We start from the raw sequence: 21,962 nt of genomic DNA, 5'->3' as shown, positions 1-21,962 counted from the left end.
GGCGGTCGCACCCCAAGGACAATGGTGTCCACGAGCGGACGGAACAGCACCGTGACCGGTAATTTCGAGGCGGCGTCGGGCAGCTTTTTAGATCTTGAAGTCATCTCCGAACTCGGGCGTAGCGCGGAGACGGTGGTGTACCGGGCCCGCCGGGGCGGCCGGGACTACACCCTCAAGCTGCTGACCGGACTGAGCGCCGACGAACGCGGGTTGACCGTGATCCGCCGGGAGGCCGCGCTCCTGGGCTGCGTCGACCATCCGAACCTGCCGCGCATCTTCGAAGTGGGTGCGTCGGCGTCCGGGCCGTACCTGGTCCTCGAGTACATCGACGGCCATCCGCTGTCCGAACTGATCCGCGCCAGGCCGCTCGACGAGGCGACCGCGCTACGGCTGGTGGCCGACGTGGTACCCCCGCTCGCGGCGGCCCACCGGGCCGGCCTGGTGCATCGCGACGTGAAGCCGGACAACATCATCGTCGGTCCGGACGGGACCGCCCGGCTCATCGACTTCGGCCTGGTCCGTCGGCACGGCCCGCAGGACGGCCGGGCCGGCACGCTGCGCTACAGCGCACCCGAGCAGACCGGCATGCTGCGGCGGCCCGTCGACGGCCGATCCGACCTGTACGCCCTCGGCGTCCTGCTGTTCGAAAGTGTGACCGGCTGGATGCCGTACCACTCGCTCGACGCCGACGAGCTCGCCCGCATGCACGCCCAGGCGCCGATACCCGACCCGCGGTCGGTCCGGCCCGAACTGTCGCCTCCGTTCGCCGCCCTGATCATGAGACTGATGGCCAAGGATCCGGACGACCGGTACCCGAGCGGCGAGGCGCTCCTCGCCGACCTGCGGCGGTTGCCGGTCGCCGACCCGGCGGTCTTCGGTGCTCCGGCGGCGCCTGCCGCCCGGGGCGGCAGTGCCGTCGGTCGGCTGGTCGGGCGGGACCGCGAACTCTCCGGCCTCGTCAACCGGTGGCGGCAGGTCCGCAGCGGCCGCGGTGGCGCCGCCATCGTCGAAGGCCCGGCCGGCGCCGGAAAGAGCCGCCTGGTACGCGAGCTGACCACCGCGGTGGCCAGCGAGGGCGGCCTCGTCCTGTACGGCAAGTGCCTGCCCGACGACCCGGTCCCCCTGGCGCCGCTGCGCGCGGCCGTGGAACGGCACCTGCGCATCCTCGAACGGCTCGCCCCGTTCGAGCGCGAGCAGGCGGTCCAGCGGCTGCGCCGGGCGGCCGGCCGCGGCGGACCCCTGCTGCGGACGCTGTCGCCGCTGCTGGCCGACCTCGTGCACGCGCCTCAGGTCGGCGAGATGGACCACCACCACGAGCAGTTCATCAACGCAGTCGCGGCGTTCCTGCTCGGGCTCGGCGACGAGTTCCAGGGCGCGATCCTGCACATCGACGACGTGCACTGGCTCGACGACTCGACCCGGCGGGTGCTCCAGCAGATGATCAACCGGCTGCCCGGCACGCCGCTGCTGGTCCTGGCGACCAGCCGGGACGACACGGACAACCTGGCCGCGCTGGCCAGGTTCGGCGCCGACATGGACGCCACTCTCGACACCCGCATCCTGCTGCGGCCGCTCGACCGGGACGCGGTGATCCAGCTCGTCGCGTCGCAGCTGGGCGGCCTGGGGCTGTCCGACGCGGAGGTGGAGGAGTTGGCCGTACGCGCCGGCGGCAACCCGTTCACCGTCGGCGAGTACGTCCACGCCGTCATCGACGCCGGCCTGCTCGCCCCGTCGTGGGGTACCTGGCGGCTCGACCTGGCCGGGCTGGACCAGCTGGACCTGTCCGACGACGCTGTCGACCTCGTACTCCAGCGCATCGACGGGCTGAGCGCGGACAGCCGTCAGGTGCTGACCGCCGGCGCCGCGACCGGCCGGCGGTTCCAGGCCGACCTGGTGGCGGCCGTCTGCGGCATCGAACCGGCGCGCGCCCGGGCCATCCTCGCCGAGGCGGAGAGCCGCCGGCTGGTGACGGCGTCGAGCGGGGAAGGGTACCGGTTCCTGCACGACCGCATCCGGGAAGCGCTGCTCGCCGGGCTGACCCCGGCCACGCTGCGGCGGCTGCACCAGCTCATCGCGGAGGTGCTCGAAGCCCGTGCCGGCGACCCGGGATCGGTCTACCTGGCCGCCCGGCACTACGCGCTGGGCGAGGCCGAGCGCACGCCGGGCAAGGTGTACGAGAGCAACCTGGCCGCCGGCCGGCTCGCGCTGGCCGACCACGCCCCGGCGGAGGCCCGGGACTTCCTGCTCGTCGCCGCCGCCGCGGCGGGTGCCGCCCGGCTGCGCCCCGCCCCCGACTTCCACGTCGCGCTCGGCCTCAGCTGCGCCCGTACCGGCCGGTTCGGCGAGGCGCTCAGCCATCTGGACGAGGCGCTGCGGGCCGAACCGGACCAGCTGCGCCGCGCCGGCGTGCTGGCGCAGGTGGCCCTGGTGCACACCAGCGCCTGGAACCCGGACCTGGCGCTGGAGGCCGTCCGCGAAGGGTTGGCCGCGTTGGGCCGGCCGCTGCCGCGCGGACGCCTCGGGCTCGCCGTGACCACGCTGGCGTCGCTCGCGCTCGGGGTCGCCGTCGGCCGCACCAGGATCGGCTTCGGCACCGCCGGTGGGCGGCGTCGGGACCGGTACCGGCTGCAGGCGGTCCTGTACGACGCGGGCGCGTACGCCTCGTCGTTGCGGATGCGCCGGAGCCTGCGCGTGCTCATGAACCTGCGCGCGGTGCACCCGGCCAACCGGCTCGGCCCGGGCCGGGAGTACGCCCGGCACATGGCCGGGCTCGGCGTCATCGCCGATGCCGCCCGCCGGCCCCGGCTGGCGGACCGGCTGTACGACCGGGCGGCCCGCGTCGCCGCCGACCTCGGCGACCCGGCGCTCGTCGGTTACGTGGAGTGGAAGCGCGGCGCGGGCAGCCACCTGGGCGGACGCGACGACGGGCAGATCTGGATGACGGCGCTGACCGAGCACGATCGGTGGCTGGAGCTGGGTGACTACCTGACCGGTGTGGCCGCGGTGTGCGCCCAGCTGATCAAGCGGGGCCGCACCAACGACGCCGAGGCCTGGTACGCCCGGGGCAAGGCGCGGCTGAGCTCCGGCGCGGAGGCCGAGGGCGCGGCGTTCAGCGCGGTGGCCGCCGCCATCGCGGCGCAACGGGGCCGGGCGGAGGAGGCGACCGGCTGGGTCGAGGCACTGCGCCGCTTCCTCGCCGCCGACCTCGACAACCCGACGCAGATGATCAACCTGTACGCGGCGCACATCACGGTACTGGTCGAGCTGGGCGAGATCGGCGAACCGTTCGAGCGACTCACGGCCGCGTTCGGGTCGCTCGGCATGAAGCCCGGGTCCATTCTCCCCGAGCAGCGGATGTACTACGTCTACGAGACGCTGGGCCGCCTCGCCCAGTGCCACCAGTCGAGCCCGGAACGCCAGGCGGCCTGCCGCGCCGCCGCCGAGCAGGCGGTCGCCCGGCTGCGGAAGGCGGCCGACACCAAGCCCCTGCGGGCGTTCTACCGGGTGGCCCGGGCCGACCTGGAGGTGCTCGCCGGCCGACCGCGGGCGGCGATCCGGGCGCTGGCCGCCGCCGAACTGGAGCTGTTGCCCCTGGACGCGCCGCTGATCGCGTACGAGTCGGCACTGGTGCGGGCGCGGGCCCTGCGCGCCATGGACGAGCCGGCGCAGGCCCGTACCCACGCCCGCTTCGCGCTCATGCTCGCCGTCGACCAGCAGTGGCCACGGCGGGTCCAGTGGATCCGCGGCGAGTTCGGGGTGGGCGAGCACACGTCGGTGAACCCGACCGGCTCCACCGGGGCGAGTTCCCACCGGACGAGCTCCGAGCCCAACATGATCATGCTGGCCGGAAGCCACCGCGCGTAGGACCGATTTACGGCTGGCGCGTGGTCCGGTGCGGGCAACCGGGGGCCGGACGCCGGGCGCTAACCGGACGACAGGCGCTAAGCTGTGAAGGACCTTTCGGCCGTGGTGTAACTGGCAACACCCGGGTCTTTGGTACCCGTGTTTCAGGTTCGAACCCTGGCGGCCGAGCAGTTTTCTGGTGCCGGTGCCCCCTGCCGGGGTATTCGGCGGTTTCCACCGCGGTCTGGTTAGCATGGCCGCGAGACTGTCGCCGTCCCGACGGGAGCCACGTCGTGCCCCAGCCCCACCTCCGCACCGTTGTCGTGCTCGCCGCCGGTGAGGGCAAGCGGATGAAGTCGGCCCTGCCCAAGGTGCTGCACCCGCTGCTCGGTCGTACCCTGCTCGGTCACGTGCTGGCCGCGGCCGCGCCGCTGGGCGCGGACCGCACGGTGGTCGTGGTGGGCCACGGCGCCGACCAGGTGGGCGCGCACCTCGCCGAGGTCGCCCCGGCGGCCACCCCGGTGCTCCAGGCGCAGCAGCTCGGCACGGGGCACGCGGTGCGGATCGCGCTGGACGCGGTCCCGGAGGCCGCCGGCACGGTCGTGGTGATCAACGGGGACGTGCCGCTGCTGCGGCCGGAGACCGTGGCGGCCCTGGTCGAGGCGCACGAGGGCGCGGGCGCGGCGGCGACCGTGCTGGCCGCCGAGGTGCCCGACCCGACGGGCCTGGGCCGCATCGTGCGGGACGCGCAGGGGCGGCTGGCGGCGATCGTCGAGGAGCGTGACGCCACCCCGGAGCAGCGCGCGCTGCGGGAGATCAACGCGGGCATCTACGCGTTCGACGTGGCGCGGCTGCGGGACGCGCTGGGCAAGCTCTCGACCGACAACGACCAGGGCGAGGAGTACCTGACCGACGTCTTCGGCCTGCTGCGGGACGCGGGGGAGCCGGTGGCGGTGCACTGCGCCGCCGACCACGTGGAGACGCTGGGCTGCAACGACCGGGTCGAGTTGGCGGCGCTGCGGCGGCTGCTGCGGGACCGGGTGAACGAGGGCTGGATGCGGACCGGGGTGAGCATCCTGGACCCGCACACCACCTGGATCGACGTGACGGTGACCGTCGAGCGGGACGCGGTGATCGACCAGAACACCCAGCTCCAGGGCGCGACGGTGGTCGGCGCGGGGGCGCTGGTCGGGCCGGACACCACGCTGGTGGACACCACGGTCGGCGCGGGCGCGAGCGTGGTGCGCAGTCACGCGCTGGGCGCCGAGGTGGGTCCGGAGGCCAGCGTGGGGCCGTACGCGTACCTGCGGCCGGAGTCGCGGCTGGGCCGCAAGGCGAAGGTCGGCACGTTCGTGGAGACGAAGAAGGCCGCGATCGGTGAGGGCTCGAAGGTGCCGCACCTGTCGTACGTGGGTGACGCGACGATCGGCGAGCACAGCAACATCGGTGCGGCGACGGTGTTCGTCAACTACGACGGGGTGAAGAAGCACCACACGACGATCGGCAGTCACGCGCGTACCGGGGCGGACAACATGTTCGTGGCGCCGGTTCGGGTGGGCGACGGGGCGTACACGGCGGCCGGCTCGGTGATCACCGGGGATGTGCCGCCGGGCGCCATGGCGGTGGCCCGGGGTCAGCAGCGCAACGTCGAGGGCTGGGTGCTGCGCAAGCGGTCCGGCACGGCGGCCGCGGAGGCGGCGCAGCGGGCCCGCGAGGGTGCGTCGGAGTCCGGCGGAGCCGCAAGCGAAGGTGACTGAATCCACGGGGGGCCGGAGACCGTGGGAGGACGGGTGAACGCGGGGGATACTGCAACCGAATAGTCCCCGGCTCACCGCCGCCGGGAACCACCGACATACGGGAGCAGACGGGCCCATGGGCAGCATCGTCGCCGAAAACCGCAAGAGCCTGATGCTCTTCTCCGGACGTGCCTTTCCGGAGTTGGCCAAGGAGATCGGTGAGGTGCTCGGCGTCGCGCCGACGCCTTCCGCCGCGTACGAGTTCGCCAACGGTGAGATCTTCGTCCGGTACAAGGACTCGGTGCGCGGTTCGGACGCCTTCGTGGTGCAGTCCGTGACGCACGGGGTGAACACCTGGGTCATGGAGACCCTGATCATGATCGACGCGCTGAAGCGCGGTTCGGCCAAGCGGATCACCGTGGTGCTGCCGTTCTACCCGTACTCCCGGCAGGACAAGAAGCACCGCGGTCGGGAGCCGATCTCGGCCCGGCTGGTGGCCGACCTGCTGAAGACCGCCGGGGCGAACCGCATCCTCACGGTCGACCTGCACACCGCCCAGATCCAGGGCTTCTTCGACGGCCCGGTGGACCATCTCTTCGCGATGGACATCCTCGCCGAGTACGTGGAGCACAAGTACGCCGGCCGGCCGATGACGGTGGTCGCGCCGGACTCCGGCCGGGTGCGGGTGGCCGAGCGGTGGACCGACCGGCTGGGTGGCTGCCCGCTGGCGTTCATCCACAAGACGCGCGACCCGCTGAAGCCGAACCAGGTGGTGGCGAACCGGGTGGTCGGTGAGGTCGAGGGCCGGGTCTGCCTGATCGTCGACGACATGATCGACACGGGTGGCACGATCAGCAAGGCCGCCGACATCCTCAAGGAGTCCGGGGCGGCGGAGATCGTCGTCGCCGCCACCCACGCCCTGCTGTCGGACCCGGCGACCGAGCGGCTGAAGAACAGCCCGATCAGCGAGGTCGTGGTGACCAACACGCTGCCGATCCCGCCGGAGAAGCAGCTGGACAAGCTGACGGTGCTGTCGATCGCGCCGCTGCTGGCGCGGGCGATCCGGGAGGTCTTCGACGACGGTTCGGTGACCACCCTCTTCGGTGGCCTGAGCTGAGTTCCGGCGCCCGCCGGTGGCGGCCGTCGCGGACGGCCGCCATTGGCGGGAAGTTCGGCCGGTGAGGTGTGGCCGGCGGTGATGAGGGGACTGCCGGATGGCCCGGAAATCGCTCGGGTAGACTGGTGCGGTTGCCACGGCGAGGGTGCCCGGCGGGCTGCTGAAAAGCACCGCACGGAGGCGCCGTCATCGACGCGGTGCTCCGGGCGGTCGTTCATGACCTTGAGCCCCAGCGAGCCCCTCGCCCAGCACCGCCAGACGACAAGCCGCCGCAGCGAAGCATCAGGAGTTTCCCCGTGTCCGAGGTAAAGATCAGCGCCGAGCCCCGTACCGAGTTCGGCAAGGGTGGTGCCCGTCGTACCCGCCGGGCCGGCAAGGTGCCCGCCGTGCTGTACGGCCACGGCGAGAAGCCCAAGCACATCGCGCTCCCGGCGCGTGAGTTCGCCGCCGCGATCCGCAAGGGCGGCGCGAACCAGCTCTTCGCGATCGAGGTGAGCGACGGCACCCAGGTGCTGGCGCTGCCGAAGGCGATCCAGCGTGACCCGATCAAGGACACCTTCGAGCACGTGGACCTGCTGCTGGTCCGCCGGGGCGAGAAGGTCACCGTCGAGGTCCCGGTCCAGCTGACCGGTGAGGCCGCGAAGGACACCCTGATCGTGCACGACCACGACACCCTCTCGGTGACCGCCGACGCCACCAAGGTGCCGGACCACCTGGAGGCGTCGATCGAGGGCGCCGAGGCCGGCACCCAGATCACCGCCGCCGACGTCGAGCTGCCGGCCGGTGTCGAGCTGGCCGCGGACGCGGAGCTGCCGGTCGCCTCGGTGACCGCCGCCCCGACCGCCGAGGAGCTCGAGGCCACCCTCCCCGAGGTCGAGGTCGCCGAGGCCGAGGCCGAGGCCGAGGTCGGCGAGGAGACCGCCGAGGGCGAAGAGGGCACTCCGGCCGAGGGCGAGCCGGCTGCCGAGGAGCCGAAGACCGAGGCCTGATCGGCCCGCAGGCTGTGCGACAGGCGTCCCCGGTTCCCGGGGGCGCCTGTCGGCGTATCGGAGGCGGGTCGTGGGGGAGAGCGGAAGGGACGTGGCGTGACGGACGAGGCGGGGCCGTGGCTGGTGGTCGGCCTGGGCAACCCCGGTCGGGAGTACGCGGGCAACCGGCACAACGTCGGCTTCATGGTGGCCGAGCTGCTGGCCGGCCGGGTGGGCGCCAGGTTCGGCCGGCACAAGCGGGCGATGGCCGAGGTGGCCGAGGGGCGGCTGGGTTTCGGCGGCCCGAAGCTGGTGCTGCTGAAGCCGCTGACCTACATGAACCTCTCCGGCGGCCCGGTGGTCGCGCTGGCGCAGTTCCACAAGATCCCGCCGGAGCGGGTGATCGCGGTGCACGACGAGCTGGACATCCCGTACGGCCAGGTGCGGGTGAAGTGCGGCGGCGGCGAGGGCGGCCACAACGGCCTGCGTTCGATGTCGAAGTCGCTGGGCACGAAGGACTACGTGCGGGTGCGGTTCGGGATCGGCCGGCCGCCGGGCCGGCAGGATCCGGCGGACTACGTGCTGTCGGACTTCTCCTCGACCGAGCGCAAGGAGCTGGAATTCCTGGTGGACCGGGCGGCGGACGTGGTGGAGTCGGTGGTCACCAAGGGCGTGGAGCCGACGCAGAACCTCTACCACGGCGCCTGAGGCGCGGGCGGGGCGTGCCGGGCCGGTCGCGTCCGGCCGGGTAGTCTGCGCCTTTCTGGCGTGCGAAGGCGGGCGACGGGAGCGGGAACACCATGGGCAGTCCTCCGATGATCGACGGCGCGTTCGCCCGGTGGTTGGCGGCGCGGGCGGGGCAGGCGCTGATGGGCCTGCGCGCGGAGCTGGGCTTCGCGGACGCGGGGGCGCTGAAGTCGGCCGGGGACAAGGTGTCGCACGACCTGATCCGCACCGAGCTGGCGAAGTGGCGGCCGGCGGACGCGGTGCTGTCCGAGGAGGACGAGGGTTCCCGGCTGGCCTGGACGGCCGAGGTGAGCAGCGACGCGGTGTCCCGGCTGAACGCGGACCGGGTGTGGATCATCGACCCGCTGGACGGCACCCGGGAGTTCGCCGAGGAGGGCCGCTCGGACTGGGCGGTGCACGTGGCGCTCTGGGCGCGCAGCGCGCCGACGCCGCACGGTCTGGTGGCGGGCGCGGTGGGGCTGCCGGCGCAGCACCGGGTGCTGGGCACGGACTACCCGCCGGCGTACCCGCCCATGACCCTGGAGGCGGCCACGGCGGGCGGCGGCAGGACCATCCGGTTGGCGGCCAGTCGTAGCCGTCCGCCGGTTTTCCTGTCCGATCTGGCGGAGGACATCGGCGCGCATCTGGTCCCGATGGGCTCGGCGGGCGCGAAGATCGCCGCTGTGGTCACCGGTGAGGTCGACGCGTACATCCACGCGGGCGGTCAGTACGAGTGGGACTCGGCCGCTCCGGTCGCTGTGGCGACGGCCACCGGACTGCACGCTTCCCGGATCGACGGATCTGCGCTGAAATACAACGAGGCCGACCCGCGCCTGCCGGACCTGCTGGTCTGCCGCAAGGATCTCGCCAGCCGGTTGCTTGCAGCGCTGCAGCGGCATTCCGGGTAGCCTGAGCGTTCTTCTTCACGAGTCCGACCGGAAAGGTCTGGAATCCCGATGTGCGGATCCGAGCGAATCGAGTTCGTGTCATGACGGCCCCCGCCGCGTACCAGGTGTCCCACCTGGACGCCCTCGAGGCGGAGAGCATCTTCGTGATGCGCGAGGTCGTCGCCGAGATGGAGCGGCCTGTGCTGCTCTTCTCGGGCGGCAAGGACTCGATCGTGATGCTCCGGTTGGCCCAGAAGGCGTTCGCCCCGGCCAACATTCCCTTCCCGGTGATGCACGTCGACACCGGGCACAACTTCCCCGAGGTTCTCGAATACCGGGACCGGCGCGTCGCGGAGCTGGGTCTCCAGCTCATCGTGGCCAGCGTGCCGGAGGCCCTGGCCAAGGGCCTGGTGCGCGAGTCGGCCGACGGCATGCGCAACCGGATCCAGACGCCGGTGCTGCTCGACGCGGTGGAGAAGCACCGCTTCGACGCGCTGTTCGGCGGCGCCCGCCGGGACGAGGAGAAGGCCCGGGCCAAGGAGCGGGTGTTCAGCTTCCGCGACGAGTTCGGCCAGTGGGACCCGAAGAACCAGCGCCCCGAGCTGTGGGCGCTCTACAACGGCCGGCACCACCCGGGCGAGTCGATCCGGGTGTTCCCGCTCTCCAACTGGACCGAGCTGGACGTCTGGCACTACATCGCCCGGGAGCGGATCCCGCTGCCGTCGATCTACTACGCGCACCAGCGCGAGGTGATCGAGCGCGACGGCATGCTCTACGCGGTCAACGAATTCTTCCGGGGCCGCGCCGGTGAGCAGCCGTTCAAGGCCCAGGTCCGGTACCGGACCGTGGGCGACGCCTCCTGCACCGCGGCGGTCCGGTCGGACGCCGGCACGGTGGAGAAGGTCATCGAGGAGGTGGCCGCCACGCGGATCACCGAGCGCGGCGCGACCCGCGGCGACGACCGGGTCAGCGAGGCCGCCATGGAGGACCGTAAGCGGGAGGGCTACTTCTGATGAGCGTCGAGACTGTTGCGCCGGCCGAGGCCGACGCGTCGGCCCGGCCGATGGACCTGCTGCGGTTCGCGACCGCCGGGAGCGTCGACGACGGCAAGTCGACCCTGATCGGCCGGCTGCTCTACGACACGAAGTCGCTCTTCACCGACCAGCTCGCCGCCGTCGAGGCGGTCAGCGCGGCCCGGGGCGACGAGTACACCAACCTGGCGCTGCTCACCGACGGCCTGCGCGCCGAGCGGGAGCAGGGCATCACGATCGACGTGGCGTACCGCTACTTCGCCACGCCGCGGCGGAAGTTCATCATCGCCGACACCCCGGGGCACATCCAGTACACCCGGAACATGGTCACCGGCGCCTCCACGGCCGACCTGGCGCTGATCCTCGTGGACGCGCGCAAGGGCCTGGTGGAGCAGTCCCGCCGGCACGCGTTCCTCTGCTCGCTGCTGCGGGTGCCGCACCTGGTCCTCTGCGTGAACAAGATGGACCTGGTCGACTGGTCGCAGGAGGTGTTCGAGCAGATCGCCGACGAGTTCACGGCGTTCGCCGCGAAGCTCGACGTGCCGGACCTGACCGTGGTGCCGATCTCCGCGCTCCAGGGCGACAACATCGTCACCCGCTCGGAGAACATGCCCTGGTACGAGGGCCCGTCGCTGCTGCACCACCTGGAGCGGGTGCACATCGCCTCGGACCGCAACCTGGTCGACGTCCGCTTCCCGGTGCAGTACGTGATCCGGCCGCAGTCCACCACCGTCACCGACTACCGGGGCTACGCGGGCCAGGTGGCCTCCGGCGTGCTCAAGGCCGGCGACGAGGTGATGGTGCTGCCCTCGGGCTTCACCAGCCGGATCGCCGCCGTGGAGACCGCCGACGGCCCGGTGGACGAGGCGTTCCCGCCGATGTCGGTGACCGTCCGGCTGGCCGACGAGATCGACATCTCGCGCGGCGACATGATCTGCCGGCCGAACAACGCCCCGACCGTCGCGCAGGACATCGAGGCGATGATCTGCTGGATGGACGAGACCCGCCCGCTCCAGGTCGGCGGCAAGTACGCCATCAAGCACACCACCCGGTCGGCCCGGGCGATCGTGCGCGGGCTGCACTACCGGCTGGACATCAACTCGCTGCACCGCGACGAGACGGCCGGCGAGCTGAAGCTCAACGAGATCGGCCGGGTGCGGCTGCGCACCACGGTCCCGCTGCTGGCCGACGAGTACCGCCGCAACCGCACCACCGGCGGTTTCGTCATCATCGACGAGACCACCAACCGCACCGTCGGCGCCGGCATGATCGTCGAGGCCGGCTGACCGCTTCGGCACTGGTGAGAAGGGGTGGCCGTCCCGCGCGGGACGGCCACCCCTTTCGCTGGAGCGGCCAGCTCAGTCCAGGCGGGTCGCGCCGCCGGCCGGGAGGACGGTGAGCGTGCCGGGCGCGGCGAAGCCACGGTCGGCGTACGCGGCCGTCACGGCGGCGGCCACGGCGTCGGCGGCGTCCGCGTCGACCAGGGCGAGCACGCAGCCGCCGAAGCCGCCGCCGGTCATCCGCGCCCCGTACGCCCCGGCGGCCAGCGCCGCCTCGACCGCGGTGTCGATCTCCGGCACGGTGATCTCGAAGTCGTCCCGCATGGAGGCGTGGGAGGCGGTCAGCAGCGGGCCGATGTCGCGGATCCGGCCGGCCCGCAGCAGCTCGACGGTGTCGAGCACCCGCTGGTCCTCGGTGACCACGTGCCGGACCCGGCGGCGCGTCTCGGGGTCGTCCAGCCGGGCCAGGGCGGCGTCCAGGTCGCCGGTGGGGACGTCGCGCAGCGCGGCCACCCCGAGCGCCTTGGCGGCCCGCTCGCAGGACTTGCGGCGGGCCGCGTACTCGCCGTCGGCGTGCCGGTGCGGGGCGCGGCTGTCGATCACCAGCACGGCCAGCCCGGCGGCCCCCAGGTCGAACGGGATCTGCTCGACCGCCTCGGTGCGGCAGTCCAGGAAGAGGGCGTGCCCGGACCGGCCGCGGATCACCGCGGACTGGTCCATGATCCCGGTGGGCGCGCCCACGTAGTCGTTCTCGGCCCGCTGGGCGAGCCGCGGCCAGCGCTCGGCGGGCAGGTCCAGGCCGCCCAGCTCGACCAGGGCGGCGAGCACCGCGGCCTCGATGGCCGCCGACGAGGAGAGCCCGGAGCCGACCGGCACGTCGGAGGCGATGGCCAGCCGGGCGCCGGGGACGGTGTGGCCGGCGGCGCGCAGCGCCCAGACCACCCCGGCCACGTAGGCGGCCCAGCCGTCGACCCGGCCGGGCTCGTCGGCCTCGGCGGGCCCGAACTCCACCGGCTCGTCGTCCAGCTCCGACCAGACGCTCCAGCGCCCGTCGTCGGCGACCGCCGCGGCGACGACGGTACGCAGGGGCAGCGCGAAGGGCAGCACGAAGCCGTCGTTGTAGTCGGTGTGCTCGCCGATCAGGTTGACCCGGCCGGGAGCCGCCCAGCGGCCCGCGGGCTCCCCGCCGTACCGCTGCCGGAAGCCGGCGGTGGCGCGGGCCGCGACGTCACTCTCTCCGCTCACTGGGCCTTCTTCGTTCGCGACTGCGGGGCTCGCAAAACCGGCTCACTCCTCGCGCTCACTGGTCTTCCAGGATGTGCGTGCGGTAGAACTCCCAGGCGTCGCCGACCATGTCCTGGAGGGTGGGCTTCGCAGGCGCCCAGCCCAGCTCCGCGCGGGCCAGCGCGGAGGAGGCGACCAGCTCGGCCGGGTCGCCCTCGCGGCGCGGGGCCACCTCGACGGGCACCGGGTGCCCGGTGACCTCGCGGACCACCTCGATCACCTGCCGGTTGGTGAAGCCGTTGCCGTTGCCCAGGTTGTAGATGCGGTGCCGGCCCGCCGTGGCGGCGCCGAGGGCCAGCAGGTGCGCGCGGGCCAGGTCCTCGACGTGGATGTAGTCGCGCACGCAGGTGCCGTCGACGGTCGGGTAGTCGTCGCCGAAGAGTTGCAGCTTGTCGCGCCGGCCGGCGGCCACCTCGAGGGCGAGCGGGATGAGGTGGGTCTCGGGGTCGTGCCGCTCGCCGATGACCCGCCCGTCGTGCCGGTACGCCCCGGCCACGTTGAAGTAGCGCAGCGAGACGGCGGCCAGGTCGTGCGCGATCGCCTCGGAGGTGAGCGCCATGTCGACGGCCAGCTTGGTGGCCCCGTAGGTGTTGGTGGGGGCCTTGACGGCGGTCTCCGGGATGGGCAGCTCGGTGGGGTTGCCGTAGACGGCGGCGGTGGAGGAGAAGACCAGCCGGGGCACCCGGGCGGCGCGGACCGCGTCGATGAGGGCGAGCGAGCCGACGGTGTTGGTCTGCCAGTAGAGCTCCGGCTTGACCATCGACTCGCCGGCCGCGATGAGGGCGGCGAAGTGCAGCACGCCGTCGAAGCCGGCGTCGGGGGTGAGCACCCGGGCGGCCTCGTGGAGCGGCAGGTCGACGTGGGTCGCCTCGGGGGCGAGCGCCGCCCGGTGGCCGGTGCGCAGGTCGTCCAGCACGGTCACCTCGTGACCGTGGTCCAGCAGCATCCGGGTCACCACGCTGCCGATGTAACCGGCGCCGCCGGTGACGAGCAGTTTCACGTCGGTCCTCCTCTGCCTGGCCGCGTGGCGCGGCGGCCGTCCGTGATCACCCTACGGCCGCGGACTGTGCCGCGGCTGCCGGTGAGGCCGGCCACCATTCCATCACAATCCTTCATGATTGAACAGATCCGAACATTGCCCGGAGCGCGCGACGCCTGCTGTCTACCATCCTTCTCATGCGGGAGGGAGGTGGTCCCGGGCCCCGGCGGCGTTCGCCGGGGCGGCCCAGACGTGAACCGGGACCCGTGGCCCGCACCGTCGCCCGCCTCGTGGTGCGGGCCGCCGACGGCGCCACCCGCCTGGTCACCGACCTGCTCGGCGCGAGTCCGACCGCCGGCCGGGAGCGGATCAGCGAGGCCGAACTGCGTGACCTGGTCGCGGCCAACACGGTGCTCGACCCGGACGAGCGGCGGATCATCGACGAGGTGCTGGTGGCCGGCGCCCGGCTGATCCGGGAGGTGATGGTGCCGCGCACCGAGGTGGTCTTCCTCGCCACCGGGCTCACCGTCGCCGAGGCCGAGCGGCTGGTCCGGGCCGAGCCGCACACCCGCTACCCGGTGGTCGACGGCACCCACGACGACGTGGTCGGCCTCGTCCACCTGCGGGACGTGCTGCTGCGCCCGGAACGGGACCCGCGCGCCACGGTCGGCGAGCTGGCCCGCGAGGTGAAGCGCCTGCCCGGCAGCAAGCGGGTGCTGGCCGCGCTCACCGAGATGCGTCGGGAGGGCCACCACCTGGCCGTGGTGGTCGACGAGTACGGCGGCACCGCCGGCATCGTCACCTGCGAGGACCTCGTCGAGGAGCTGGTCGGGGAGATCCACGACGAGCACGACGCCCCGCCCGACCCGGCCCACGCCGGCCTGCCCGCCGTGGTCGACGGCCGGCTCAACCTGGCGGACTTCGCCGAGCGGACCGGGGTGCCGCTGCCCGCCGGGCCGTACGAGACGGTCGGCGGCTTCGTGATGGCCGCCCTCGGCCGGCTGCCGGTGGCCGGCGACGAGGTGCCGGTGGCCGTGGACGGGCACGAGGGCGGGGGACCCGATCCGGAAGACCCGCCCGGCGGCTGGCTGCTGCGGGTGGTGGCGCTCGACGGGCGGCGGGTGTCCCGCCTCGCGGTCTCCACGGCGCGCCTGCCCGAGCCACGGCGCGAGGTCACCGCCCCGCTCCCGTCCGTGCCCACCCGACCGGCCGGCCCGTCATGACGGACGCCGGGGCTTGCTGACAGAATTGCCGTCATGTCCGACGTACCCGCCCGCCCGCGCGTCTTCTCCGGCATCCAGCCGACGGCCGACTCGTTCCACCTCGGCAACTACCTGGGCGCGGTACGGCACTGGGTGGCCCTCCAGGAGAGCCACGACGCGTTCTACTGCGTGGTGGACCTGCACGCGATCACGGCCGGGCACGACCCGAAGGTGCTCAAGCAGCGCAGCCGGATCGCCGCCGCGCAGCTCTTCGCCGTCGGCCTGGACCCGGAGCGCAGCACCCTCTTCGTCCAGTCGCAGGTGCCCGAGCACCCGCAGCTGGCCTGGGTGCTCGGCTGCATCACCGGCTTCGGCGAGGCGAGCCGGATGACCCAGTTCAAGGACAAGTCGCAGAAGCAGGGCAGCGAGCGGGCCAGCGTCGGCCTGTTCACCTACCCGATCCTCCAGGCCGCCGACATCCTGCTCTACCAGGCCCACGCGGTGCCGGTCGGCGAGGACCAGCGGCAGCACCTGGAGCTCTCCCGCGACCTGGCCCAGCGGTTCAACTCGCTGTTCGGCCCGACCTTCACGGTGCCCGCCCCGCACATCGTCAAGGACACCGCGAAGATCACCGACCTGCAGGACCCGACGGCCAAGATGTCGAAGTCGTCCTCCTCGCCGGCCGGCATCATCGACCTGCTGGAGGAGCCGGCCCGCTCCGCCAAGAAGATCCGCTCGGCGGTCACCGACACCGGCCGCGAGATCGTCTTCGACGCCGAGGGCAAGCCGGGTATCTCCAACCTGCTCACCATCTACTCGGCGCTCTCCGGCCGCAGCATCGACGAGCTCGTGGCCGCCTACGACGGCAAGGGCTACGGCGACCTGAAGAAGGACCTCGCCGAGGTGGTCCGGGAGTTCGTCACCCCGATCCAGGAGCGCACCCGCGCCTACCTGGACGACCCGGCCCAGCTCGACAAGCTGCTCGCGCAGGGCGCGGAGAAGGCCCGCGCCGTGGCCGCCCCGACGCTGCGCACCGCGTACGAGCGGATCGGCTTCTTCCCGCCGGTCCGGTTCGAGTAGCGGCTCCGGGCAGGGCGGGAACGGGTGAAGCGGTCGGTGGCCGGAGGGGTGGCGCACAGCGTGGATGGCAGGGACGGTTCGCCGGACGCCGGTGACACCATCCAGATCGGGATCGCGGTCGACATCCCCGAGCCGTGGGGCGGGATGCTCACCCGCCGGCGGGTCGAGGCCGGCGACCCGCAGGCCGTTCCGGCGCACGTCACTCTTCTCGGTCCCACCGAGATCCCGGTGCGCGCGCTGCCCGCGGTCGAGGAGCACCTGGCCCGGGTGGCCGCCAGCCACCTGCCGTTCACCCTGCACCTGCGGGGCACCGGCACGTTCCGGCCGGTCACCCAGGTGGTCTTCGTGGCGGTGGCCGCCGGGATCAGCGAGTGCGAACTGCTCGCCGCCGCCATCAACGCGGCCCCCGAGCTGCACCGCGAGGCGCGCTTCCCGTACCACCCGCACGTCACGGTGGCCCAGGACGTGCCGCCCGAGGTGCTCGACAAGGCGTACGAGGACCTGGCCGACTTCTCCGCGCTCTTTGAGGTGGAGGCGTTCACCCTCTTCTCGCACAGCGGGGCCACCCGGTGGCAGCCCCGTCGCGACTTCCGCCTCGGCGGCTGAGCTGAGCACGCGGCCGGCCTGCCTCCACCGGGGCGACGATTCGGCGAGGATGGCGGGGTGAACGTCATCGGCCGGATCGAGGCCGCGCTGGGGCGCCGGATCGACGCGGCCCGCGACCGGTCGTCGGTCTTCGACCACGTGTGGCGGGCGGGGACGCTCTACGCCGACCTGCTCGCCGGCCGGCTGGCCGCGGCGATCGCCTACTACGGCTTCTTCGCCGTGTTCGCGCTGGCCCTCGTCGGATACTGGATCTTCGGCACGATCCTCCAGGACAACCGCGAGGTCAGCCGGGCGGCGGCCGACTTCCTGGAGGGGAACCTGCCGTTCCTCGACCCCCAGCAGATCGCCGAGAGCAGCAACACCGTCGGCGTGGTCGGCCTGGTCATCCTGGTCTTCACCGGGATCGGCTGGGTCGAGGCCATCCGCTCCTCGCAGCGGCTCATGTACGGGTTCAACCAGCAGCCCGGCAACCTGGTGGTCCGCCGCCTGGTCGACCTGGGGGTGCTGGTCGCGGTCTTCGTGCTGCTGGGCGTCTCGGTGGCCGCCGTCGACGCCCTGGAGTCGCTGCTGCGGTTCCTGCTGCGCAGCACCGGGTCGGTCGGGCTGACCACGGTCAGCGCCGTGCTCAGCGTGCTGGTCAACGCGGTGCTGGCCACGGCGCTGCTGGTGGCGGTGCCCCGGCTGCGGATGAGCCGCCGCCGGCTGCGCCCCGCCGTGCTGGCGGTCGCCGTGGGCATCACGCTGCTCAACACGGTCGGGCGCTACTACGTGGTGCGCACCGAGCGGAACCCGGCCTACACGGTGGTGGCCACGGCTGTGGGGCTGCTGCTCTACCTCTACCTGCTCAACCAGATGGTGCTCTTCGGCGCCGCGCTGGCCGCCACCAGCCGCTACGGCCGGGTGGTGGACCTGGCCGAGGGGATCGCCGCGCGGGAGGTGGACGTGGAGGTCGACGAGGAGACCGACCCGGGCACGCCGGGAGGGGCGGGATGAGCACCCGCGTCCGCATCGACGAGGACTCCCCGGTGCCCCCGTACGAGCAGGTGCGCGGGCAGCTCGCCGGCATGATCGGTGACGGTCGGCTGGCGGTCGGCACCCGGCTGCCCGCCGTCCGGCAGCTCGCCGCCGACCTGGGCCTGGCCGTGAACACCGTGGCCCGGGCGTACCGGGAGCTGGAGTCCGCGGGGCTGGTGGAGACCCGCGGCCGGCACGGCACCGTGGTGGCGCCGGGGCGCGACGACGCCGCCGACCGCCTGCACCGGGCCGCCGTGGCGTACGCGGCCGAGGCGCTGCGCCTGGGCGTCCCGCCGGAGCGCGCGGTCGCCCTGGTCCGTGCGGCTCTGGACGCCGGTACGCACGGGTGAGAGCGACCGCCGGAGAGGGGGGAGTTGGCGTGAATGAGGCGCACGTCCGCGTCGCCACCGACCATGATGGGCCGGTGGGCGCACTCGTGACACTGGACCTGCCGGACGACTCGCCGATGCTGGGCCTGCCGTGGATCATCACCTTCGGCCCGCTCGGCGACGACGACGAGTGGGAGCCGGTGGTCTGCGGCCCGTACGAGCGGCCGCACGCGCTCGCCCTGGCCGAGGCGGTGGTGGCCGAGGAGCAGTTGATGGCGGTGGTGGAGCCGCTGCTGCCGGCGCTGACCCCCGAGGAGATCCGCGGCGAGATCGCCGCCGCGCAGATCGCCGCCGAGGACGAGGCGGCCCGGGTCGACGAGGCCGACCTCTACGGCGACTTCGAGGACGTCATCGACGAGGAGCTGGAGCTGGCCGCCGAGCGGCAGCCGGAGCCGGAGCCGGTGAGCCCGCCCAGCCGGGACGAGGTGCGGGCCGGGCTCGCCCGGATCGCCGCGCTGCTCACCGCCAAGGGGGACTGAGGCTCAGCTCGGCGTCCCGCTGCCCTGCAACCAGACGGTGGGGCCGGGCCGGCCGGGCGGCGGATAGAGCTTCGCGCTGCCGTCGTCGCCCCGGCCGACGGTGTAGCCGAGGGCCGCCGACCAGAAGTCGACCATCCGGTCGAGGTCACCGATGTCGAGGGTGTACTGCGCCACGTGTGCGGTCATCACCCCGTGGTACCCCGGTGTCCCAGATGGACACCGGCCCCTCGGGAACGAGTCCCCGAGGGGCCGGCGCCACCTCACCCCCCACCACAAGGGGTCGGTAGCCCAGCCGCCCGTCGGCGCGGGGCACAACGGACGACCAGGTCAATGGCGGGTTACCCGGCTCAGCGCCGTTCGAACCACGCAGCCGCGTCCACCGGCAGGACGTGCCCGTCGCCCCGCTCGGTGAGGTCGGCGCTGGCGACGACCGGCCGGCCGTGGCCAGCGACGGTCACCTCCGCGCCGCTGATGTTGACCACGCAGGTCAGCTCCGCGCCACCGGCGGTGCGGCGGAACGCCAGCACCCCGGGCTCGGTCTCCAGCCAGGTGATCGGTTCGGTGCCGGCCAGCGCCGGGTGCTCCCGCCGGATCCGCAGCGCGGCCCGGTAGAGCTCCAGCGTCGAGCCGGTCACCCCGGCCTGGGCGGCCACCGAGAGGGCACGCCAGGTCGCCGGGGCCGGCAGCCAGCTCAGCTCGCTTCCCTCCGGGCCGAAGCCGTACGGGGCCAGCTCGCCGCTCCACGGGATCGGCACCCGGCAGCCGTCCCGGCTCTCCCCGGTGCGCAGGAACGCCGGATCCTGGCGCAGCTCGTCGGGGAGGTCCAGCACCTCGGGCAGGCCCAGCTCCTCGCCCTGGTAGACGTACGCGCAGCCGGGCAGGGAGAGCATCAGCAGGGCGGCGGCCCGGGCGCGGCGCAGGCCGACCTCGCCGTCGCCGTACCGGGTGACGTGCCGCTGCCGGTCGTGGTTGGAGAGCACCCAGGTGGTCGGCGCGCCCACGATCGTCGACTCGGCGAGCGCCGTGTCGATCACCTTGCGGAACGAGTCGGCCGACCAGGTGGCGTCGAGGAAGTCGAAGCTGAACGCCTGGTGCAGCTCGTCCGGGCCGATGTAGCGGGCCAGCCGCTGCGGGGTCTCCGCCCACGCCTCGGCCACGGCCATCCGGCCGCCGGGGTAGCTGTCCAGGATCGGCCGCCAGGCGCGGTAGATGTCGTGCACCTCGTCCTGGTCGAAGTAGGGCAGCCGGCCCTTGCCCAGCAGCTCGGACTGGCGCTGGCCGGTGGTCATCGAGTTGAAGCCGACGTCCGGCAGCCCCTCGGCCTTGATCATTCCGTGGGCCACGTCGATCCGGAAGCCGTCCACGCCCCGGTCGAGCCAGAACCGCAGGACGTCCTCGAACTCGGCGCGCACCTCCGGGTGCCGCCAGTTCAGGTCGGGCTGGGCCGGGTCGAACAGGTGCAGGTACCACTGGCCGTCGGGCACCCGGGTCCAGGCGGGGCCGCCGAAAATGCTCTCCCAGTCGTTCGGCGGCAGCTCGCCCTGCTCGCCCTTGCCCTCGGCGAAGAGGTAGCGCTCGCGCTCGGGGGAGCCGGGGCCGGCGGCGAGGGCCGCGGTGAACCACGGGTGCGCGCTGGAGGTGTGGTTGGGCACCAGGTCCACGATGATCCGCAGGCCCAGGGCGTGCGCGTCGGTGATCATCGCGTCGAAGTCGCCGAGGGTGCCGAAGAGCGGGTCCACATCCCGGTAGTCGGCCACGTCGTAGCCGGCGTCGATCTGGGGCGAGGTGTAGAACGGGGTCAGCCAGAGCGCGTCCACCCCGAGGTCGCGCAGGTACGGCAGGCGCTGCCGGATGCCCTCCAGGTCGCCGACGCCGTCGGAGTTCGAGTCCGCGAAGCTGCGGACGTAGACCTGGTAGACGACGGCGGACCGCCACCAGTCGTCGTCGGCGGTCAGCGGCGTGCGGTGGGGGGCGGAGGTCATGGGTTCAGATCCCCGTTCTCTGGCGCGGGACGGTGGCGCCCCGGCGCGGGCGTGGTGATGGGCGCAGGGTGTCTGAGCAGAATGCCGCCCGACCGCTGCAAGAGTCAAGCATTCCTTGCGCAAGAAATGACGGGGGTCGGGCGGCCTGCTGAGGCTCAGGCGGGGACTGCGAGCGTGGACGGGGTGGCGCGCGGGCCGCTCCCCGCGTCGGCCGGGCGGGCCACCGCGGTCGAGCCGCGCACCACCAGCTCCGGGCGGAAGACGTACTCGGAGTTCGGCGCGGCGTGCCCGTTGATCTCGTCGACCAGGGCCCGGACGGCGGCCACCGCCATGGCGGCGACCGGCTGGCGCATGGTGGTCAGCGGCGGGTCGGTGAAGGCCATCAGCGGGGAGTCGTCGTAACCGACCACCGAGATGTCGCCGGGCACGGCCAGGCCGCGCTGGCGGGCGGCCCGGATCGCGCCCAGGGCCATCAGGTCGGAGCCGCAGACCAGGCCGGTCACGCCGCGCTCGATGAGCCGGCCCGCGGCGGCCTCACCGCCCTCCACACCGAACAGGGAGAGCTCGGCCAGCTCGCCGACCTCCGCCTCGGTGGCGCCGACCAGCCGCTTCATGGCGGTGCGGAAGCCGGCCACGCGACGCTGCACGGGCACGAACCGGTCCGGGCCGGTGATCAGGCCGATCCGCCGGTGGCCGAGCGCGACCAGATGCGCGACGGCCAGCTCGGTGGCCTCGCCGTCGTCGCAGGAGACGAAGGGGGCCGCGATCCCGGGCGCGTAGCCGTTGATCATGACGATCGGCAGGGGACGGGCGATCAGCGCCCGGTAGCGGTCGTGGTTGGCGGCGGTGTCGGCGTGCAGGCCGGAGACGAAGACGATCCCGGAGACCTGCCGGTCGAGCAGCATCTCGACGTACTCGTCCTCGGTCACCCCGCCGGGGGTCTGCGTGCAGAGCACCGGGGTGAACCCGCTCTGCGCCAGCGTCGACTCGATGACCTGGGCGAAGGCCGGGAAGATCGGGTTGTCCAGTTCGGGCACGACCAGGCCCACCAGCCCGGCGCTGCGCTTGCGCAGCCGGGCGGGGCGCTCGTAGCCGAGCACGTCGAGGGCGGTGAGGACGGCCTGCCGGGTCTCCGGGGCCACTCCGGGGCGGTCGTTGAGCACCCGCGACACCGTGGCCTCGCTGACTTCGGCCTGTTGGGCGATGTCGGACAGTCGAGCGCGCATGGCGGCACTTTAGCTCACGGGCAAGTTCTTGCGTACACGCCTGCAAGCCCTTCCATTCCCTGCAACCTCTTGCTAACGTCCCCGCAACATGCGAGAGCAGCGGCGCAGCACCCCCGCGCCGGTCAGCAAGAAA

18 protein-coding genes, 1 tRNA gene and 1 pseudogene are annotated in these 21,962 nt (G+C 73.1%); 15 read left to right on the top strand and 5 right to left on the bottom strand.

The features are described 5' to 3' along the window. Positions 1 to 51 precede the first annotated feature (51 nt). The 9 genes and pseudogenes from FXF50_RS07480 to cysN all read left to right on the top strand — a co-directional run bounded on the left by FXF50_RS07480 (position 52) and on the right by cysN (position 11,594). Positions 52 to 3,864, top strand: a complete 3,813-nt coding sequence (locus tag FXF50_RS07480; protein WP_187399565.1) for a serine/threonine-protein kinase PknK — start codon at positions 52 to 54, stop codon at positions 3,862 to 3,864. Between the two features lie 96 nt (positions 3,865 to 3,960). After that, a tRNA-Gln gene (locus tag FXF50_RS07475) sits at positions 3,961 to 4,032 on the top strand. A 104-nt stretch (positions 4,033 to 4,136) separates the two neighbouring features. Beyond that, a pseudogene (gene glmU, locus FXF50_RS07470) lies at positions 4,137 to 5,663 on the top strand (bifunctional UDP-N-acetylglucosamine diphosphorylase/glucosamine-1-phosphate N-acetyltransferase GlmU). Positions 5,664 to 5,715: 52 nt separating this feature from the next. Beyond that, a complete protein-coding gene (locus tag FXF50_RS07465; protein WP_148426488.1) occupies positions 5,716 to 6,696 on the top strand; it encodes a ribose-phosphate diphosphokinase in 981 nt (326 codons plus the stop codon). 296 nt (positions 6,697 to 6,992) lie between these two features. Beyond that, positions 6,993 to 7,685, top strand: a complete 693-nt coding sequence (locus FXF50_RS07460) for a 50S ribosomal protein L25/general stress protein Ctc (RefSeq protein WP_148426487.1) — start codon at positions 6,993 to 6,995, stop codon at positions 7,683 to 7,685. 96 nt (positions 7,686 to 7,781) lie between these two features. Further along, complete coding sequence (gene pth, locus FXF50_RS07455) at positions 7,782 to 8,372, top strand: aminoacyl-tRNA hydrolase (RefSeq protein ID WP_148426486.1); 591 nt, start codon at positions 7,782 to 7,784, stop codon at positions 8,370 to 8,372. 92 nt (positions 8,373 to 8,464) lie between these two features. Further along, a complete protein-coding gene (locus tag FXF50_RS07450; protein WP_148426485.1) occupies positions 8,465 to 9,298 on the top strand; it encodes an inositol monophosphatase family protein in 834 nt (277 codons plus the stop codon). Positions 9,299 to 9,378: 80 nt separating this feature from the next. Continuing rightward, positions 9,379 to 10,290: a sulfate adenylyltransferase subunit CysD gene (gene cysD / locus FXF50_RS07445; protein WP_148426484.1), complete on the top strand. Its 912-nt coding sequence runs from the start codon at positions 9,379 to 9,381 to the stop codon at positions 10,288 to 10,290. After that, a complete protein-coding gene (gene cysN / locus FXF50_RS07440) occupies positions 10,290 to 11,594 on the top strand; it encodes a sulfate adenylyltransferase subunit CysN (protein ID WP_091314310.1) in 1,305 nt (434 codons plus the stop codon). The genes cysD and cysN overlap by 1 nt, the downstream gene beginning before the upstream one ends. Before the next feature lie 72 nt (positions 11,595 to 11,666). Here the strand turns inward: cysN and galK are convergent, their stop codons facing one another. Both galK and galE read right to left on the bottom strand, forming a co-directional pair. Continuing rightward, positions 11,667 to 12,833: a galactokinase gene (gene galK, locus FXF50_RS07435; RefSeq protein ID WP_148426483.1), complete on the bottom strand. Its 1,167-nt coding sequence runs from the start codon at positions 12,831 to 12,833 to the stop codon at positions 11,667 to 11,669. A gap of 55 nt (positions 12,834 to 12,888) precedes the next feature. Continuing rightward, positions 12,889 to 13,818, bottom strand: a complete 930-nt coding sequence (gene galE / locus FXF50_RS07430) for a UDP-glucose 4-epimerase GalE (RefSeq protein ID WP_255509947.1) — start codon at positions 13,816 to 13,818, stop codon at positions 12,889 to 12,891. A gap of 230 nt (positions 13,819 to 14,048) precedes the next feature. On the opposite strand from galE, the gene FXF50_RS07425 reads away from it, so the two are divergent. The 6 genes from FXF50_RS07425 to FXF50_RS07400 all read left to right on the top strand — a co-directional run bounded on the left by FXF50_RS07425 (position 14,049) and on the right by FXF50_RS07400 (position 18,621). Next, on the top strand, positions 14,049 to 15,074 hold the full coding sequence (locus FXF50_RS07425; RefSeq protein ID WP_148426481.1) for a hemolysin family protein: 1,026 nt from the start codon (positions 14,049 to 14,051) through the stop codon (positions 15,072 to 15,074). Between the two features lie 33 nt (positions 15,075 to 15,107). Beyond that, on the top strand, positions 15,108 to 16,133 hold the full coding sequence (gene trpS, locus FXF50_RS07420; protein WP_148426480.1) for a tryptophan--tRNA ligase: 1,026 nt from the start codon (positions 15,108 to 15,110) through the stop codon (positions 16,131 to 16,133). 24 nt (positions 16,134 to 16,157) lie between these two features. Further along, positions 16,158 to 16,739 (top strand): 2'-5' RNA ligase family protein, encoded by a 582-nt coding sequence (locus tag FXF50_RS07415; protein WP_148426479.1) that lies wholly within the window; start codon positions 16,158 to 16,160, stop codon positions 16,737 to 16,739. A gap of 57 nt (positions 16,740 to 16,796) precedes the next feature. Further along, positions 16,797 to 17,732: a YihY/virulence factor BrkB family protein gene (locus FXF50_RS07410; RefSeq protein ID WP_148426478.1), complete on the top strand. Its 936-nt coding sequence runs from the start codon at positions 16,797 to 16,799 to the stop codon at positions 17,730 to 17,732. After that, positions 17,729 to 18,103, top strand: a complete 375-nt coding sequence (locus FXF50_RS07405) for a GntR family transcriptional regulator (protein ID WP_148426477.1) — start codon at positions 17,729 to 17,731, stop codon at positions 18,101 to 18,103. Before FXF50_RS07410 ends, FXF50_RS07405 begins: the two co-directional genes overlap by 4 nt. Positions 18,104 to 18,177: 74 nt before the next feature. Further along, positions 18,178 to 18,621 (top strand): hypothetical protein, encoded by a 444-nt coding sequence (locus FXF50_RS07400; protein ID WP_148426476.1) that lies wholly within the window; start codon positions 18,178 to 18,180, stop codon positions 18,619 to 18,621. A 3-nt stretch (positions 18,622 to 18,624) separates the two neighbouring features. On the opposite strand, the gene FXF50_RS07395 is transcribed toward FXF50_RS07400, so the two are convergent. The 3 genes from FXF50_RS07395 to FXF50_RS07385 form a co-directional block, all read right to left on the bottom strand. Next, the gene (locus FXF50_RS07395; RefSeq protein WP_187399564.1) at positions 18,625 to 18,807 is read right to left on the bottom strand and encodes a VOC family protein; all 183 of its coding nucleotides are present in this window, start codon (positions 18,805 to 18,807) and stop codon (positions 18,625 to 18,627) included. Positions 18,808 to 18,968: 161 nt separating this feature from the next. After that, complete coding sequence (locus FXF50_RS07390; protein WP_148426475.1) at positions 18,969 to 20,603, bottom strand: glycoside hydrolase family 13 protein; 1,635 nt, start codon at positions 20,601 to 20,603, stop codon at positions 18,969 to 18,971. A 155-nt stretch (positions 20,604 to 20,758) separates the two neighbouring features. Next, positions 20,759 to 21,829, bottom strand: a complete 1,071-nt coding sequence (locus FXF50_RS07385; protein ID WP_148426474.1) for a LacI family DNA-binding transcriptional regulator — start codon at positions 21,827 to 21,829, stop codon at positions 20,759 to 20,761. Between the last annotated feature and the right edge of the window lie 133 nt (positions 21,830 to 21,962).

The organism is Micromonospora sp. AP08 (assembly GCF_008085935.1).
Classification (GTDB): Bacteria; Actinomycetota; Actinomycetes; order Mycobacteriales; family Micromonosporaceae; genus Micromonospora; species Micromonospora chersina.
The sequence above is the reverse complement of the archived record's forward strand: the minus strand, read 5'-3'. Positions and strand labels throughout refer to the sequence as shown.

Bases quoted from the DNA above. Each gene is read 5' to 3' on its own strand.
- FXF50_RS07450 (WP_148426485.1), top strand. From the start codon at position 8,465: ATGGGCAGTCCTCCGATGATCGACGGCGCGTTCGCCCGGTGGTTGGCG.
- cysD (WP_148426484.1), top strand. From the start codon at position 9,379: ATGACGGCCCCCGCCGCGTACCAGGTGTCCCACCTGGACGCCCTCGAG.
- FXF50_RS07395 (WP_187399564.1), bottom strand. From the start codon at position 18,807: ATGACCGCACACGTGGCGCAGTACACCCTCGACATCGGTGACCTCGAC.
- FXF50_RS07465 (WP_148426488.1), top strand. From the start codon at position 5,716: ATGGGCAGCATCGTCGCCGAAAACCGCAAGAGCCTGATGCTCTTCTCC.
- cysN (WP_091314310.1), top strand. From the start codon at position 10,290: ATGAGCGTCGAGACTGTTGCGCCGGCCGAGGCCGACGCGTCGGCCCGG.
- galE (WP_255509947.1), bottom strand. From the start codon at position 13,818: ATGCTGCTGGACCACGGTCACGAGGTGACCGTGCTGGACGACCTGCGC.
- FXF50_RS07390 (WP_148426475.1), bottom strand. From the start codon at position 20,603: ATGACCTCCGCCCCCCACCGCACGCCGCTGACCGCCGACGACGACTGG.
- FXF50_RS07405 (WP_148426477.1), top strand. From the start codon at position 17,729: ATGAGCACCCGCGTCCGCATCGACGAGGACTCCCCGGTGCCCCCGTAC.
- trpS (WP_148426480.1), top strand. From the start codon at position 15,108: ATGTCCGACGTACCCGCCCGCCCGCGCGTCTTCTCCGGCATCCAGCCG.
- FXF50_RS07385 (WP_148426474.1), bottom strand. From the start codon at position 21,829: ATGCGCGCTCGACTGTCCGACATCGCCCAACAGGCCGAAGTCAGCGAG.
- FXF50_RS07425 (WP_148426481.1), top strand. From the start codon at position 14,049: ATGCGGGAGGGAGGTGGTCCCGGGCCCCGGCGGCGTTCGCCGGGGCGG.